General features: G+C 69.4%; 12 protein-coding genes and 1 pseudogene. 7 read left to right on the top strand and 6 right to left on the bottom strand.

Going from position 1 to position 16,586, the window contains the following annotated elements; all coding sequences use genetic code 11:
- The first annotated feature begins 74 nt into the window (after window positions 1-74).
- Window positions 75-1,628 carry an IMP dehydrogenase gene (gene guaB, locus ACFFC4_RS01345; RefSeq protein WP_375497000.1) on the top strand — a complete coding sequence of 518 codons (1,554 nt, stop codon included), beginning with the start codon at window positions 75-77 and terminating at the stop codon, window positions 1,626-1,628.
- A 66-nt stretch (window positions 1,629-1,694) separates the two neighbouring features.
- Here the strand turns inward: guaB and ACFFC4_RS01340 are convergent, their stop codons facing one another.
- On the bottom strand, window positions 1,695-2,372 hold the full coding sequence (locus ACFFC4_RS01340) for a response regulator (protein WP_375496998.1): 678 nt from the start codon (window positions 2,370-2,372) through the stop codon (window positions 1,695-1,697).
- A gap of 72 nt (window positions 2,373-2,444) precedes the next feature.
- The gene (locus ACFFC4_RS01335; protein WP_375496996.1) at window positions 2,445-3,734 is read right to left on the bottom strand and encodes a GAF domain-containing protein; all 1,290 of its coding nucleotides are present in this window, start codon (window positions 3,732-3,734) and stop codon (window positions 2,445-2,447) included.
- Window positions 3,735-4,144: 410 nt separating this feature from the next.
- Between ACFFC4_RS01335 and ACFFC4_RS01330 the strand changes: the two genes are divergently transcribed.
- From ACFFC4_RS01330 to ACFFC4_RS01320, 3 genes are all read left to right on the top strand, one after another.
- Window positions 4,145-5,272, top strand: a complete 1,128-nt coding sequence (locus tag ACFFC4_RS01330) for a GuaB3 family IMP dehydrogenase-related protein (RefSeq protein ID WP_375496994.1) — start codon at window positions 4,145-4,147, stop codon at window positions 5,270-5,272.
- A gap of 2 nt (window positions 5,273-5,274) precedes the next feature.
- Window positions 5,275-6,276 carry a glucose-6-phosphate dehydrogenase (coenzyme-F420) gene (gene fgd, locus ACFFC4_RS01325; RefSeq protein ID WP_375496992.1) on the top strand — a complete coding sequence of 334 codons (1,002 nt, stop codon included), beginning with the start codon at window positions 5,275-5,277 and terminating at the stop codon, window positions 6,274-6,276.
- Window positions 6,277-6,397: 121 nt separating this feature from the next.
- Complete coding sequence (locus tag ACFFC4_RS01320) at window positions 6,398-8,944, top strand: bifunctional FO biosynthesis protein CofGH (RefSeq protein WP_375497164.1); 2,547 nt, start codon at window positions 6,398-6,400, stop codon at window positions 8,942-8,944.
- 7 nt (window positions 8,945-8,951) lie between these two features.
- Here the strand turns inward: ACFFC4_RS01320 and ACFFC4_RS01315 are convergent, their stop codons facing one another.
- Window positions 8,952-9,938: a magnesium transporter CorA family protein gene (locus ACFFC4_RS01315; protein WP_375496990.1), complete on the bottom strand. Its 987-nt coding sequence runs from the start codon at window positions 9,936-9,938 to the stop codon at window positions 8,952-8,954.
- 58 nt (window positions 9,939-9,996) lie between these two features.
- Here ACFFC4_RS01315 and ACFFC4_RS01310 point away from each other — a divergent pair, with 58 nt between their 5' ends.
- Window positions 9,997-10,923, top strand: coding sequence for an SDR family NAD(P)-dependent oxidoreductase (locus tag ACFFC4_RS01310; protein ID WP_375496988.1), 927 nt, complete (start codon window positions 9,997-9,999; stop codon window positions 10,921-10,923).
- 9 nt (window positions 10,924-10,932) lie between these two features.
- Window positions 10,933-12,495 (top strand): glutamine-hydrolyzing GMP synthase, encoded by a 1,563-nt coding sequence (gene guaA / locus ACFFC4_RS01305; RefSeq protein ID WP_375496986.1) that lies wholly within the window; start codon window positions 10,933-10,935, stop codon window positions 12,493-12,495.
- 6 nt (window positions 12,496-12,501) lie between these two features.
- Here the strand turns inward: guaA and ACFFC4_RS01300 are convergent.
- Window positions 12,502-12,639 (bottom strand): annotated as a pseudogene (locus ACFFC4_RS01300) (alkaline phosphatase); the annotation flags it as partial.
- A 179-nt stretch (window positions 12,640-12,818) separates the two neighbouring features.
- On the opposite strand from ACFFC4_RS01300, the gene ACFFC4_RS01295 reads away from it, so the two are divergent.
- Window positions 12,819-14,468 (top strand): Na+/H+ antiporter, encoded by a 1,650-nt coding sequence (locus ACFFC4_RS01295; protein WP_375496984.1) that lies wholly within the window; start codon window positions 12,819-12,821, stop codon window positions 14,466-14,468.
- Window positions 14,469-14,475: 7 nt separating this feature from the next.
- Here the strand turns inward: ACFFC4_RS01295 and ACFFC4_RS01290 are convergent, their stop codons facing one another.
- Together ACFFC4_RS01290 and ACFFC4_RS01285 are read right to left on the bottom strand one after the other, a co-directional pair.
- Window positions 14,476-16,032, bottom strand: coding sequence for a phosphatidylserine/phosphatidylglycerophosphate/cardiolipin synthase family protein (locus tag ACFFC4_RS01290; protein ID WP_375496982.1), 1,557 nt, complete (start codon window positions 16,030-16,032; stop codon window positions 14,476-14,478).
- A 91-nt stretch (window positions 16,033-16,123) separates the two neighbouring features.
- A complete protein-coding gene (locus ACFFC4_RS01285; RefSeq protein WP_375496980.1) occupies window positions 16,124-16,408 on the bottom strand; it encodes a chorismate mutase in 285 nt (94 codons plus the stop codon).
- Window positions 16,409-16,586: the final 178 nt, after the last annotated feature.

Here is a 16,586-nt window from a genome sequence, read left to right as displayed (position 1 = left end):
CGCCGTGTGCGTCACGACCCCCACGGTAAACGACGCCCACCACTGCGCCAACATGTGAGCGCGACGGACGTACGATGGCAGCTCGCCTACAGCTTGGAGCCGCAGTGTCCGACGAGTTCTTCTCCGACGGCCTGCCGGCGAAGTTCGCGTCGATCGGGCTCACCTTCGACGACGTGCTGCTGCTCCCGGGTGAGACCGACGTCGTCCCGGCCGAGGTCGATACCCGCACCCGACTGACCCGCGAGCTCGACATCGCGGTGCCGCTGCTGTCCGCGGCCATGGACACCGTCACCGAGTCGCGGATGGCTATCGCCATCGCTCGCCAGGGTGGTCTCGGCGTGCTGCACCGCAACCTGTCCATCGAGGACCAGGCGTACCAGGTCGACCTCGTCAAGCGCACCCAGACGGGCATGATCGCGAACCCGGTGACGATCTCCCGGGACGCCACCCTCGAGCAGCTCGACGAGGTGTGCGGCGAGTACCGCATCTCGGGCGCGCCCGTCGTCGATGCGGACCAGAAGCTGCTCGGCATCATCACCAACCGCGACCTGCGCTTCGTGCCGGTGGGCGACTGGGCCACGACCAAGGTCGACGAGGTCATGACGCCGATGCCGCTCATCACGGCACCGATCGGGATCGGGCACGACGACGCCGCTCGGATCCTGCGCCAGCACAAGCGCGAGCGGTTGCCGCTCGTCGACGAGCACGGACGCCTGGCGGGCCTGATCACGGTGAAGGACTTCGTCAAGTCCGAGCAGTTCCCGCACGCCTCGAAGGACGCACACGGCCGGTTGATGGTCGGTGCCGCGGTCGGCTACTTCGGTGACGCCTGGGACCGCGCGACCCGGCTCGTCGACGCGGGGGTCGATGTGCTCGTCGCCGACACCGCGCACGGGCACGTCCGGTTGTTGCTCGACATGGTCCGTCGCCTGAAAACGGATAGTGCGACCCGTCATGTGCAGGTGATCGGCGGCAACGTCGCGACCCGCGCCGGCGCGCAGGCGTTCGTCGACGCCGGTGCCGACGCGGTCAAGGTGGGCGTGGGGCCGGGGTCGATCTGCACGACGCGGGTGGTCACCGGCGTCGGAGCACCCCAGATCACCGCCATCTACGAGGCGTCCCTGGCCTGTAAGCCGGCGGGTGTGCCGGTGATTGCAGACGGCGGCCTGCAGCATTCCGGCGACATCGCCAAGGCCATCGTGGCCGGCGCCGACACCGTCATGCTGGGCTCACTGCTCGCGGGCTGTGACGAGACGCCGGGCGACCTGATCTTCGTCAGCGGCAAGCAGTACAAGACCTACCGGGGCATGGGCTCGCTGGGCGCAATGAGCTCGCGCGGCAAGAAGTCGTATTCCAAGGACCGGTACTTCCAGGCCGAGGTAACCAGCGACGACAAGATCGTGCCCGAGGGCATCGAGGGTCGGGTCGCCTACCGCGGCCCGCTCGCCGCCGTTACCCACCAGCTCATCGGTGGTCTGCGGCAGTCGATGTTCTACGTGGGCGCCCGGACCATCGCCGAACTCGCCGACCGCGGCCAGTTCATCCGGATCACCCAGTCGTCGCTGAAGGAATCGCACCCCCACGACGTCCAGATGACCGTCGAGGCCCCGAACTACTCCGGCAACTGACCCACGCGATCGGTGTCGTCCGAAGTCGTTGTCGTCAAAAGTCGGTGTCGTCAAAAGTCGGTGTCGTCAGAAGTCGGTGTCGACGGTGTTCGGTTCGCGCAGGTTGGCGCCGTACACGGCGGCCTGGGTGCGGCGCTGCATGCCGAGCTTGGCCAGCAGGCTCGAGACGTTGTTCTTCACCGTCTTCTCGGCGAGGAAGAGCCGCTCGCCGATCTGTCGGTTGGTCAGGCCCTCGGCGATCAGCACGAGGATCTTGCGCTCCTGGGTGTTGAGCGAAGCCAGGCGCGCGTCCTCCTGCTTGCCCTCACGGATGCGGCGCAGCACCCGGTCGGTGACCGAGGGGTCGAGCAGGGACTGGCCGGCCGCCACCTGGCGCACCGCGTCGACGAGGTTCGATCCGCGAATCTGCTTGAGCACGTAGCCGGCGGCGCCGGCCAGCACCGCGGCGAAGATCGCCTCGTCGTCGTCGTAGGAGGTCAGGATCAAGCAGCGGACGTTCGGTTGTTCCTCGCGGATGATTCGGCAGACCTCGATGCCGCTGCCGTCGGGCAGCCGGCCGTCGAGGATGGCGACGTCCGGGTTCACGGCGGGGATGCGCCGCAAGGCCTCGGCCACCGTGCCGGCCTCACCGACCACCTCGAAATCCTCGACGCTGTTGAGCAGCTCCGACAGCCCGCGGCGGACGATCTCGTGATCGTCGAGCAGGAACAGCCGGGTCAGCGTGCTGGGGGAGTCGGCGGTCATGGCGGGGGGCCTTCCGGTCAGTCGATGGATGCACCCTACGTGGGCCTTGCGTTAGCCATGAAGCGACAGGCGCTACGGAGCAAGCTCGTCCGTCCGCACGTAGGGGAAGCGACTTGGCGTCGGTCCCTGCCGAAGGCCGTCGCCATCGCGCAACCCGAACACCCGGGTACGGATCTCGTCGATCGTCTCGTCCAGGTCGGCTATGTAGCGGCCGAGGCGGCGGGCGATGTCGGCCGGCAGGCTGCCCCCGGCCAGGCTCTGCAACCCGACCCCGGTGGCGAACAACCGCTGCATCACGTTGTCGTGCAGGTCCTGAGCGATGCGGTGGCGGACCTCGAGCACCTTCACCCACTCGCCGCGCAGGCGCGCGTCGTCCATCTCCAGGGCGAGCGCGAGCTGGTCAGCGAACGTAGTGGCCAGGTCGAGGTCGTGGGCGGTGAAACTCGGGCAACCGCGCCGGCGGCACAGCACAATCGCACCGCGCACGCCGCGCGCGTCGACCAGCGGTGCGGACATCACCGGGCCGAGGTCGTTGACGTTGTCGAACTCCCTGCGCGCAACGTCACCCAGATCATCGACCAGCACGCTCTCGCCCTGCAGCACGGCCCGACCGAGCGGGGAGGCATCGGCTGCAACGACAGAACCGTCGAAGTCCTCGGCGCCGAGCCCGGTCGAGACCGCGACCTGTAGCAGCCCGTTGCCATGGGGAAGCAGCAGCGCGACGGTGTCGGCCTCGGCCACCTGCAGGGCGCGATGTACCACCTGACTCAGCATGTCGCCGTCGGTGTCGGACAGCAGCGTGCGGGCGATCTCCCCGGAGGCCTGCAACCAGTCCTTGCTGCGTTGCGCATCCTCGTGCAGCAGCGCGTTCTCGACCGCGGTGCCGGCGAGCTCGGACAGCGCGTCGAGCAGCAGCGCGGCGTCGTCGACGAACCCGCCCGACACCGCGACGCCCACGTAGAGCTCGAGGAACGGGACGCGGCGCGCATGCACCAACGAGCCCAGCAGTCGTCCGTGCCCAGCCTGGCGGGCGCGCTGGCTTGGCGAGGCAGGATTCCCAGACTCGTCGATCGACGGTTCGAGGACGGTCCGCCAGCCGGCGCCATCGGCGGCCTCACCGTGTTTCACGATCGTCTGCGCGACGCCCCCGGACGCGGACAACACGACCACCGCCCCGTAGTCGGCGCCGGTGAGCGAGATGGCGGCCTGCAACAGGCGCTCGATCATGGCCGCCGACGAGAAGTCCGAGGTGACGTGCCGATGCGCCTCGAGCACGAGGTGCAGCAGGCTGTCGGCCTGCAACGTGCCGAGCTTTGGCGCACGAGCAGGCCGGGGCCCGGTCATGGGCTCGAGCAAGGTCATGGCGGGAACGGCGTCCTCTGCGGGTTGGCTCGCTGCGGGTGGATCGGATCTACATCGGATCTAACTTGTGGTGATGCCGATCGCCGTCCCCCGCCGAGGGCCGGCTCGTCGATCGACACACCCACGAATTCGAGTGTGGTGCTTGGTCGGCACCCGCCCCCGCGCGAATGCCGAACCGACCCCCGTCTTCCAACCCCTCAGGGACTTGCTGCCTCGTCCGCCCCCCGACGGAACCCTCTGAGAGAGTTAAGCCCTTGTGAAGTAAACAATGCCGCGCCCCGGACCGCCTCGACACCGGCAAACAGCCCGGCCGTACGGGACGAACGTCCTCGGCGAGTTTCGTTTTGTCGGTGATGTTCGCTTTTCGACCGGTCTGACGCCCACGATCTCGCGTACGGCAGACTCGAAGCATGCCGGAGACAGTGGAGATCGGCCTCGGACGCAGCGCCCGCCGGGGATACCACCTGCACGAGATCTCGCTCGTGCCGACACGGCGCACGCGCGGGTCGGCCGTCGTGTCGACCAGCTGGCAGATCGACGCGCTGGCCTTCGACCTGCCGTTCGTTGCCGCGCCGTCGGATGCCACCGTGTCGCCGGCGACCGTAGCGGAGATCGAGCGGCTCGGCGGACTCGCCGTCCTCGACGGTGAAGGCCTGTGGGCCCGCTACGACGACCCGGCCGCAGAACTCGAGAAGCTGGACGGCGAGACCGCCACCCTGCAGCAGATGTACTCCCGGCCGGTGTCGCCGGAGCTCCTGCGCACGCGCATTGCGGAGTTGCGCGCGGCGAAGGCGCGGGTAGCGCTGCGGTTGTCGCCGCAGCACACGGCCGAGCTGGCGCCGCACGCGCTGGCCGAGGGCGTCGACCTGCTCGTCATCCAGGGCACGGTGATCTCGGCCGAGCACGTGCAGGCCCCAGACATCGAAGGCCTCAATCTCAAGACCTTCATTGCCGACCTCGACGTCCCGGTGCTCGTCGGCGGCGTGACCAATTACCAGACCGCGCTGCACCTCATGCGCACCGGCGCCGCCGGGGTGATCATCGGCTACGGCGCCCACCTGGGCTCGACGACGCACTCGGTGCTGGGCATCGACGTCCCGATGGCCACCGCGCTCGTCGACGCCGCGGCCGCCCGGCGCGACTACCTCGACGAGACCGGCGGCCGCTACGTGCACCTCGTGGCCTACGGCGATCTAGCCAGTGGCGGGGACATCGCCAAGGCTCTGGCCTGCGGGGCCGACGCGGTCATGCTCGGCGAACCGCTCGCGCAGGCGGCCGAGGCGCCGGGGGGCGGGCGCTACTGGGACCCGACCGCCGCCCACCCGCGCGTACCGCGCTCGTCGGTGGTCGACTTCGCTACGGCGGGGGCAGATGCCGCCGACCGCCCGTCGCTGGAAGAATTGCTGGTGGGCCCGACGTCGGACCCCACCGGGGAACGCAACCTGTTCGGTGCGGTGCGCAGGGTGATGGGCAAGTGCGGGTACTCGACGCTCAAGGAGTTCCAGAAGGCGGAGCTCATCGTGACCGGAGGACGCTGACCATGGCTGATCTGAAGTTGGGCTACAAGGCCTCGAACGAGCAGTTCGCGCCGCGCGAGCTGCTGGAGTACGGGATCCTGGCTGAGCAGAACGGGTTCGACTCGGTGTTCATCAGTGATCATCTGCAGCCGTGGCGTCACGATGGTGGGCATGCGCCGTTCGCGATGAGCTGGTTGGGGGCGTTGGGGGCCAGTACGGAGCGGATCACGATGGGCACCTCGGTGTTGACGCCGACGTTCCGCTATCACCCGGCGATCGTGGCGCAGTCGTTCGCGACGTTGGGGTGTCTGTACCCGGGGCGGGTGGTGCTGGGGCTGGGTAGTGGGGAGTCGATGAACGAGGTGCCGCTGGGGTTGGAGTGGCCGGACGGTAAGGAGCGCTTCGCCCGGTTCCGGGAGGCGGTGAAGCTGATCCGTGAGCTGTGGAGCGGGGAGCGGGTCAGTTTCGAGGGTGACTATTACTCGACGGACAAGGCGACGATCTATGACCGGCCTGAGCAGCAGGTGCCGATCTGGCTGGCCTCCTCCGGCCCGGCGGCGACCCGTTTTGCGGGACGGCAGGGTGACGGGTGGATCACGACGTCGGGTAAGGATCCGGCGCTGTATACCGAGACGTTGATGCCGGCGATCGCGGAGGGTGCCGAGAAGGCAGGCCGCTCGATCACTGACCTGGAGATGATGATCGAGGTCAAGGTGTCCTTCGACCACGACCGGGACGCAGCGATGCGCGCGACGCACTTCTGGGGTGCGCTGGGTCTGAGCGCGGAGCAGAAGCAGGGTGTCGAGGATCCGGTGGAGATGCAGCGGCTGGCCGATGCGTTGTCGGTCGAGCAGACCGCGAAGCGGTTCATCGTGTCCACCGATCCCGACGAGCACGTCGAGAAGATCAAGACCTATCTCGACCTCGGTTTCAATCACCTGGTCTTCCACGCCCCGGGCCCGGACCAGGCCACCTTCCTGAAGCTGTACGGCGAGGAAATACTTCCGCGCCTACGCGCGCTGTAGGCGTCGGTAGCGTGTAGTCAGAACCGCGACCGGGTGGGGAGTCCACCCGAGAGGTCGCGGAGCAGAAGTCATTCCGGGCGGGAGTCGCCGAATCTCGGCTAGGAGCACCCGCGTGAGCTCTATGGACATCTCTACTGCGCTACGACGTGCGCTACGACGAGCCCGTGACGGCGTGACGCTGGACGCCACCGAGGCAGAGATCCTGCTGGGCGCTCGCGGCGACGCGCTGCTCGACCTCTGCACCTCGGCAGCCCGGGTGCGCGACCAGGGGCTGGCCGACGCCGGGCGCCCCGGCGTCGTCACCTACTCGCGCAAGGTGTTCATCCCGCTGACCCGGCTGTGTCGCGACCGCTGTCACTACTGCACGTTCGCGACCACACCGAACCGGGTGCCCGCGCCGTTCCTGTCGCCGGGCGAGGTGCTCGCCATCGCTGCGCAGGGCGCGGCGCTGGGCTGCAAGGAGGCGCTGTTCACGCTCGGCGACCGTCCCGAGGACCGCTGGCCCGCAGCGCAGGAATGGCTCGACGCGCACGGCTACGACTCGACGCTCGCCTACGTGCGGGCGATGTCGATCATGGTGCTCGAGAAGACGGGGCTGCTGCCGCACCTGAACCCGGGCGTGATGTCGTGGGCCGAGCTCCAACGGCTCAAGCCGGTGGCGCCGTCCATGGGCATGATGCTCGAGACGACCTCGCGGCGGCTCTTCGAAGAACCGCACGGCGCACACTTCGGCTCCCCGGACAAGGACCCCGCCGTGCGGCTGCGGGTGCTCGAGGATGCCGGCCGTTCCAACATCCCGTTCACCACGGGCATCCTCATCGGCATCGGCGAGACGCCGGCCGAGCGGGTCGACGCGCTGTTCGAGCTGCGTCGGATCGCGCGGGCGTTCCAAGGGCTGCAGGAGACGATCGTCCAGAACTTCCGGGCCAAGCCCGACACTGCGATGGCTCGCATGCCCGACGCGGAGCTCGACGACCTCGCAGCGACGGTGGCCGTCGCGCGGCTCGTGCTCGGCCCCCGCATGCGCATCCAGGCCCCGCCCAACCTGATCGGCGACGAGTTCGACCTGTTGTTGCGCGCCGGCATCGACGACTGGGGTGGCGTATCGCCGCTGACGCCCGATCACGTCAATCCGGAGCGGCCCTGGCCGATGATCGACGAGCTCGCTGCCCGCAGTGCCGAGGCCGGCTTCCGGCTCGTCGAGCGGCTGACCGTGTACCCGAACTACGTCACCGCCGGGGAGCCTTGGCTCGACCCGCGGATCATGCCGCACGTGCACGCGCTGGCCGGCGCTGACGGGCTGGCTCGGGAGGGTGCCGTACCCCAAGGTATGCCGTGGCAGGAGCCCGAGGACGCCAACCTGCTCGCTGCCTCGGACGGGCGGGTCGACCTGCACACCGCCATCGACACCGAGGGCCGGTCAGCCGACCGCCGGACCGACTTCGACAGCGTCTACGGCGACTGGGAGACCGTACGCGAGGCGTCCGTCCGCACCTCTGCCCCACAGCGTCTCGACTCAGATGTGCTCAGCGCGCTGCGCAACGCCGAACGCGATCCGGGCTCGCTCGGTGACGCCGACGCGCTGGCCCTGCTGCACGCCGACGGCGCCGAACTCGACGCGGTGGCGCGCCTGGCAGACGACCTGCGCCGGCAGGTCGTCGGCGACGACGTCACCTACATCGTCAACCGCAACATCAACTTCACCAACGTCTGCTACACCGGTTGCCGGTTCTGCGCCTTCGCCCAGCGGCGCACCGACGCCGACGCCTACACGTTGTCGATGGACGAGCTCGCGCGTCGTGCTGAGGAGGCGTGGGCGCTCGGGGCCACCGAGGTCTGCATGCAGGGCGGCATCCACCCCGACCTGCCCGGGACCGCGTACTTCGACATCGCCCGCGCGGTGAAGGAACGCGTGCCGGACATGCACGTGCACGCGTTCAGCCCGATGGAGGTCGTCAACGGCGCGGCCCGCACCGGGCTGTCGATCCGCGAGTGGCTGATCGCGGCCAAGGAGGCGGGGCTCGACTCGATCCCGGGCACCGCGGCCGAGATCCTCGACGACGACGTGCGCTGGCTGCTGACCAAGGGCAAGTTACCGGCGTCGGAATGGATCGAGGTCATCACTACCGCGCACCAGGTCGGTCTGCGCTCGAGCTCGACGATGATGTACGGCCACGTCGACAACCCGGCGCACTGGCTCGGCCACTTCCGCACGCTGGCCCGGATCCAGGATCAGACGGGCGGGTTCACCGAGTTCGTCGCGCTGCCCTTCATCCACACCAACGCGCCGATCTACCTGGCCGGCGTGGCCCGCCCGGGGCCGACGACGCGGGAGAACCGTGCGGTGCACGCGATGGCCCGCATCCTGCTGCACGGGCGCATCGACAACATCCAGTGTTCCTGGGTGAAGCTGGGCGTCGACGGGTGCCGGCAGGTGCTGCAGGGCGGCGTCAACGATCTCGGTGGCACGCTGATGGAGGAGACGATCAGCCGGATGGCCGGCAGCCAGCACGGCTCGGCCAAGACCGCCGCACAGCTCGAGGAGATCGTCGGCGGCCTGCCCGGACGCACGGTCCGTCAGCGCAACACCGCCTATGGTCTCGTCACCGACGAGCGGCGCGCGGCATCGAGAAACTTCGACGGCGTCCTGCCGTCGTTGGCCGGCTGAGGAGGGGCTACAGCCAGTCCTTGCGTTTGAACGCCACATACAGCGCGACGGCGATGACGACCATGATCACCAGGCTGTAGACGAAGCCCCACTCCTTGCCGAAACCGGGGTAGGGGACGTTCTGGCCGAAGAAGCCGGTGACCGCAGTGGGCACGGCGATGATCGCCGCCCAGGACGTCAACTGCTTCATGACCAGGTTCATCCGGTTGTCGGCCAGCGACATGTTCGTCTCGAAGATCGAGGTGATCATGTCGCGCAGCGATTCGGTCCATTCGGCAGCGCGCAGCACGTGGTCGTACAGATCCTCGTAGTAGGGGGTCAGCTCCGGCGCGTCGTCGCCGGTGGCGCGTCGCATGACGGTGTTGATGACCTCGCGCATCGGCAAGATCGCCCGCCGCGCCTGCACCAGCGACCGCCTCAACCGGAAAGTCGTCCTCGACACCTCGTTACCGGTCTTGCCGCTCTCGTCGAACAGGATGTCCTCGATGCCCTCGATCGAGTCGTCCAATGATTCGACCGCGTCGAAGTAGCCGTCGACGATCTCGTCGAGCAGACCATGCATCAGGGTACGGGGGCCGTACTTGACGAGGTCGGCGTTGTCGTCCCAGCGGGCGATGACTGCCTCGAGGTCGAGCGAGTCGTCAAGGCGGACGGTGACGAACGCGTGCCTAGTGCTGAACGCCGACACCCGGCCGACGGTCAGGTCGCCCGTCTCCGGGTCGTGCACCACCGAGTACGCGGTCATGAACAGGTGGCTGGAGTAGCGGGTCGCCTTCGGACGCTCGGCCGGCGCCTCGGCGTCCTCGATGGCGTGCGGGTCGAGCGTCAGCTCCTCGGCCAGTTCGAGCAGGTCGTCGTGGCCGGGGCTGAGCAGGTCTGCCCACACCAGGCAGTCGGGGTCCTCGAGGTAGTCCGACACCTCGGCGAACGGGAAGTTCTCACGCTCGAGCGTCCCGTTGCGCCAAACCCGGGTGCGGATCATGCAGGTAGCCATGCGCGCATTGTCCATCTCGGCTCGCGCGGTCACTGCCCCCACGCGTACGTTTCTCAGCGTGGGATGGACGGCTGGCCGAATGCTCGACCTGCACGGCCGCACCGCGGTGGTCACCGGCGCGAACTCCGGCATCGGGTTCCACACCGCCAAGCAGCTGGCCGAGCACGGCGCGCAGGTCGTGCTCGCCTGCCGCGACGAGCGGGCTGCCGAGGCCGCTGCGCGGCGCATCGGATCGACGGTGACCGCAGCGCCGCTCGACCTCGCGTCGATGGCGTCGGTACGGGCGTTCGGCGAGGCCTGGGACGGTCCGCTCGATCTGCTCGTCAACAACGCCGGCGTCATGGCCCCACCGCGACTGACGCGCACCGAGGACGATTTCGAGCTGCAGTTCGCCACCAACCACCTGGGTCACTTCGTGCTCACCGGATTGCTGATGCCCGCGCTCGAGGCGGCCCCGGCGGGACGGGTGGTCACGGTCTCCTCGATCGTTCATCACCAGGGCACCGCCGCGGTGCTCGAGGCGAACGTCGGCGAGCTCTACCACCCGCAGCGCACCTACGCGAACTCCAAGCTGGCCAACCTGCTCTTCGCGCTGCAGCTGCACCGTGAACTGACGGCCCGGGGGTCAACGGTGACGTCCACCGCGGCGCACCCCGGCGTCTCGGCCACCGGACTGTTCTCGAGCAGACAGGGCATGGGGGCTCGGCCCATGACCCGTTTTCTTGCGCCGCCGGTGCTCCGCGTCGCCACGCAGCCGCCGTCGGCGGGTGCGCGACCCTCGCTGTACGCCGCCGGCGAGGCCGACCCGGGTACTTACACCGGCCCCGGTTGGCTGGGCGAGACCCGGGGACCGATCGGCCCGGCCCGCGTTGCGCCGCTCGCCGCAGACGAGCAGCTCGCCCGGCGCCTGTGGCGGACCAGCGAGGACCTCACCGGCTTCCGCTGGTCGTGGCGCGACGCCGATGTCCCGGACCGCCGTCCGTAGACTTCGTACGTGCAGACCGACCTCGTCCTCGTCGTCGACTACGGCGCGCAGTACGCGCAGCTCATCGCCCGCCGGGTGCGCGAGGCCAAGGTCTATTCCGAGATCGTTCCGCACACGATGCCGGTCGACGAGCTGTTGGCCAAGGGCCCGAAGGCGATCATCCTGTCCGGCGGCCCGTCCTCGGTGTACGCCGCCGACGCCCCGCGCACCGACGCCGAGTTGATCACGGCCGGCGTGCCCACCTTCGGCATCTGCTACGGCTTCCAGGCCATGACGCAGGCGCTGGGCGGCGAGGTCGCGCACACCGGTGGCTCGGAGTTCGGCCGTACCGCGCTGCGCGTCGAGGACCCCGGCGTGCTCCTGCAAGGCCTACCCGCCGACCAGCTGGTGTGGATGAGCCACGGCGACGCGGTCACCGTCCCGCCGCCGGGTTTCCGGGTCACCGCCTCGACCACGGGCGCGCCCGTCGCGGCCTTCGAGGACGTCGCCCGCGGGCTGGCCGGCGTCCAGTTCCACCCCGAGGTCATGCACACCGCGCACGGCCAGGAGATGCTGCGGCACTTCCTCTACGACATCGCCGGCTGCCGACCGACCTGGACCGAGACCAACATCATCGACGAGCAGGTCGAGGTGATCCGCGCGCAGGTCGGCGACAAGCAGGTCATTTGCGGACTGTCCGGCGGCGTCGACTCGGCGGTGGCCGCCGCGGTCGTACAGCGCGCGATCGGCGAGCAGCTCACCTGCGTCTTCGTCGACCACGGGTTGCTGCGGGCCGGCGAGGCCGAGCAGGTCGAGCGCGACTTCGTGGCCGCCACCGGCGTCAAGCTCAAGGTCGTCGACGCAGTTGAGCAGTTCCTCACCGCGCTCGACGGCGTCAGCGATCCCGAGGACAAACGCAAGATCATCGGACGGGAGTTCATCCGGGTCTTCGAGCAGGCCGCCCGCGAGGTCGTCGCCGAGGCGGGCGCGCACGGCGACGACGTCGAGTTCCTCGTCCAAGGCACTCTCTACCCGGACGTCGTCGAGTCCGGCGGCGGCACTGGCGCGGCCAACATCAAGAGTCATCACAACGTCGGCGGGTTGCCCGATGACCTGCAGTTCTCCCTCGTCGAACCGCTGCGGACGCTGTTCAAGGACGAGGTCCGACGCGTCGGTGAACAGCTCGGCCTGCCCGCTGAGATCGTCTGGCGGCAGCCCTTCCCGGGCCCCGGGTTGGGCATCCGCATCGTCGGCTCGGTGACCGCCGAGCGCCTCGACATCCTGCGCCGCGCCGACGCGATCGCCCGCGCCGAACTGAGCGCTGCCGACCTCGACCGCGAGATCTGGCAGTGCCCGGTCGTGTTGCTCGCCGACGTCCGCTCGGTGGGCGTGCAGGGCGACGGTCGCACCTACGGGCACCCGGTCGTGTTGCGCCCCGTCTCGTCCGAGGACGCCATGACCGCAGATTGGACGCGCGTCCCCTACGAGGTCTTGGAGCGCATCTCCACGCGCATCACCAACGAGGTGCGCGAGGTGAACCGGGTGGTCCTGGACGTCACGTCCAAACCACCCGGCACCATCGAGTGGGAGTAGCCGTCAGTTGCGGGCCAGGGTGATCTCGCTGTCGCCCATGCCGTCGCCGATCAACAGAATGACGTTGCGGGCCTTGCCGCCGACGATCTGCTCCCGCGCGTCCGCGGTGTGAACGCTCGGGCCGTACCCGGCAGCGGAGGCCACGGCAGACACGGCGACGGCAATGGTGGTCAGGCCGGCAGCGAGCGGGGGCAGCGAGGTGTCTGCTGATGAAACCTCGAGGAACGGTGCGGGCACCCGCTCAGGTGCCACCCACATAGGTGCCGCCCAGACCGTGTTCCGAGCGTCCCCCGCGGGGGGCGCCCGTCCGGGACAATGGGTTGGTGAGTGTCGAGACGATTCTGCTGCTGTCGCTGGCCGCGACCGTCACCATCGTCGTGGTGCACCGCATCGACGATCGGACGGGCATCCCGGCCGCGGCCCTGCTCACGGTGCTCGGGCTGGCGTATTCGCTCGTGCCGGGCCCGAACATCACCCTCGACCCGCACGTCGTGCTGACGTTCGTGCTGCCGCCGCTGCTCTACAGCACCGCACTCGACTCCTCGCTGCTGGCGATCCGCAAGAACCTGCGCACCGTGATCAGCCTGTCGGTCGTCCTGGTGCTGGTGACGGCAGTGGTCATCGGCGTCGGCATCAACCTGCTGGTGGCCGGCGTGACGCTGTCGGCCGGCATCGCGCTCGGCGCCTGCGTCGCACCGCCCGACCCGGTCGCGGCCCTGGCCGTCGGTCGACGGGTGGGCTTGCCGCCGCACCTCACCACGCTCATCCAGGGCGAGGGGCTGCTCAACGACGCGACGGCGCTGACCACGCTCACCGTCGCGGTGGCGGCCGCCGGCGGTGAGGGGTTCTCGTTGCCGTTCGCGGTGGGCGAGTTCGCGTTGGCCGCGGTCGGCGGCGTGGTGGCCGGCGTGCTCGTGGCGCTGGCCGTGCGCCTGGCCCGGCCGTTCACCGCCGACCCGCTGACCACCAATGCGGTCTCGCTCGCGACGCCGTTCCTCGCCTACCTGCTCGGCGAGGCGGTGCACGTGTCGGGCGTGCTTGCCGTCGTGGTGGCCGGGCTGATCGTCGGCCACGACACCCCGCGTTCGTCCTCCGGGGCGAGCCGGTTGCAGGTCGCGGCCGTGTGGCGGCTCGTCGACTACCTGCTCGAGGGCTTCGTGTTCCTGCTGATCGGCCAGCAGCTGCCCGAGGTCGTGCGCGGCCTGGACGACTACCGCACCGGCACCGTTGTCAGTGCGGCCGCGGTGACCGTCGGCCTCGTGCTCGTGCTCCGCCCGCTCTGGCTGATGGCCACCCAGCTGCTGCCGAGCTCGCTGCACACCTGGCTCGGCGGTGACGGGGAGCGCACACCGGGCCGGCTGACCGGCCGCGAGGTGGTGGTGCTGAGCTGGACGGGCACGCGCGGCGTCATCACCCTCGCCGCCATCTTCACCATCCCGGTGACCATCGACGGCCACCCGTTCCCCGGGCGGGACCTGCTGCTGTTCTGCGCCTTCGTCGTTGTCCTGGTGACGCTGGTGGGCCAGGGCATGACGTTCGCGCCGCTCGTGCGCCGCCTCGGGTTGCGGGCCAGCGAGCGCGACATGGCCCGATTGCGCAACCAGGCCCGGCTCGCTGCCACCCAGGCTGCGTTGCGCCGCCTGGACGAGCTGTCCGAGCCGCATGCTGATGGTGGGAACTCCGCGACCGACCTGGACATCGAAGCGCGGGTGGTGGAGTCGGCCCGACGTCAGTTGGAGCTGCAGGAGGGACGCTATCGCGGTCGTCTGGACGCCTTGGAGGACGCCGCCCCTGGTGAGGCGGCCCGAACCGCCCCCTACGAGGCCGCGCTGCGCCTGCGTCGGCTCACTCTGGACGCCCAGCGTGAGGAGCTGCTGCGTCTGCGTGACGCGGGCCAGCTGCCCGACGCCGGACTGCGCACACTCGAGCGGGAACTCGACCATGAGGAAGGCCGGTTGCCCGACCGCATGTAGGCCGGTCTTATCCCTGTGCGCAGGTCCCCGAGGTCGAGTCGTCGTCGGCCGAGGCGGCCGGCTGCGAGCACGTCGACGCTCCGACGAGGCGGCTCGCGCCGGCGGTTGTCCTGACTGAGTCCGGCTCCGGTGGCGGAGCGGTGGTCGGTGGCGTCGTGGTGGGTGGCGGCGTGGTGGGTGGCGTCGTGGTGGGTGGCGGCGCGGTGGGGGTCGGCGGCAGCGCGACCGAGCGTTTCCAGAGGTATCCGAACCACCACAGGTAGGTCGCGTAGACGTCAGGGCGTCGGAGCAGGAGCAGCTGCTGGTCCGACAGCGTCATGGACCCGGTGCTGTAGTTCTCCGACCCGTGGATGACCTCCTGGCGCGCGGCACCGGTGCCCGCGGCGTGCGCGTCGATCACCACGAACTTGTCGTGCTCGACGACGGCGCGGGTCGACGCGCTCAGCGCGGTCACGACGCTGCCGGAGGGGTCGATCAACACCTGCACCTGGCAACCCGCCTGCGCGAGTCGCGTGAGTTCGGCGACCAGGGTCGGGCGGCTCAGCAGGGTGTCGGCCACTCCGATGCTGTCGCCCGGTTCGCAGGTCAAGGTGTGCAGTTCGCTGGCAATCGGGTCGGTCGCGGCCGGGCGAGGGTCGAAGGAGTAGGAGATCCCACTGCCGGCCGAGCGCCACGTCGTCGCATCCAGCAACGAGCGGGTGGTGAGGCTGGCCCACTCCTGCAGGTAGGCCTGGGTCAGCCGGTTGTTGCCGTAGACGTAGACGCCGGACTGCCGTTGCCGGTCGAACTGCTCGCCCGACCAGTTCGCCGACGACTCGAGTACCGCCGACCCTCCGAAGATCGTCTTGGACAGCACCATGAATTTGGTATGGGCGTGCGCATTCGGGTCGCTCGAGTGGCAGCCGTACGTGCAGTAATGAACCTCAGCGAATCTGAAGTGCCGCTTGAGTGCCGCCCACTGCGCGCCCGGGTAGTAGCCGCCGCGTTGGACGAGTACCCGCACCCGAACGCCGCGGTAGGCGTGTACGGCGCGGAGCGCGTTCATCAGCCGCGCCACAGTGGCGCTGTTCTCGTATGCGTACATCTCGGCCATGGTGATCGTCGAGTTCGGGGCCGCCGAGCAGATCAGCTGGGCCCAGTTTCGCGTCAAGGTGTTGATGACCGTCGTGTCCTGAGTCCAGGTCGCGACGTCGCCGTGGGCGAGCAGCGGAGTGCAACCGACGCTGCGAGCTTTCGCCACCCGGCTCGTCCTGGCCTTGCCCGCAGCGCTGGTGCGGTACAGGTTGGTGCGCCCCGCTACCGGCCGGGTGCGGTAGGTGAAGTGTCCGTGCGTCGTGCGGGCGGTGCCGATGCGCGTCCAGGCGTGGCCGTAGAGGCGCCGGTACACGATGACGCGCCGCTGGGTCGTCCGGCCGCTGAGGGTGATCGGGTCCTGCTGGACAACCGTAGCCGGGTGCACCGCCAACACCGGCTTGCTAGCGGCGGCGTGGGCGGAGTCGACGACGAATCCAGGTGCCAGCACGGCCGCCAGGGTGAGCAGGACGGCGACGACACGATTCGGCATGGCGGGCAGACAGTACGTGCGCTTCGCCGGCCGTTCAACCGCCGTTCACCCGACGCGTCGGACGGTTATGCGATTGGGACCTCGAACGTGTCTAGCGGCGACCGCGGCATACCTGCAGGATCGCGCCGGCAAGCTCGGGGCCATCCGGGCCGAGACCTTCACGGAACGCATCGCGGATCACGCGCTCACGACCGAGCTCGACGCGGGTGCCGCCGGCGTTCATGCGCGCGGTCTGGATGCGGGCCGACAGCTTGGCGCGCTCAGTGACGAGCCGGATGATCGCCTCGTCGAGACCGTCGATCTGACCGCGCAGGACGGGGATCGTCTCGGCGGCCTGGGCGGCGTTGACGGCGGCAAGCTCTTCGGTGCTGGTCATGCTGGACCTCGTTCTCGGGAGCCCGGCGCGGTCCGGGAACGCAAAACGCCCCGGGCCGCGGCCCGGGGCGTCTGGTGGATGGTGGTGTCAGCCAGCGACGGGGACCGTGTGTCGGTACCCGTAGAAAAATCGCGTCGCGGTGCTGGACATGTCAGTGATGGTGGCACGCCGTCCTGTC

Origin of the sequence: uncultured Jatrophihabitans sp., assembly GCF_964244045.1 — a bacterium.
Lineage (GTDB): Bacteria > Actinomycetota > Actinomycetes > Mycobacteriales > Jatrophihabitantaceae > Jatrophihabitans.
The sequence above is the reverse complement of the archived record's forward strand: the minus strand, read 5'-3'. Positions and strand labels throughout refer to the sequence as shown.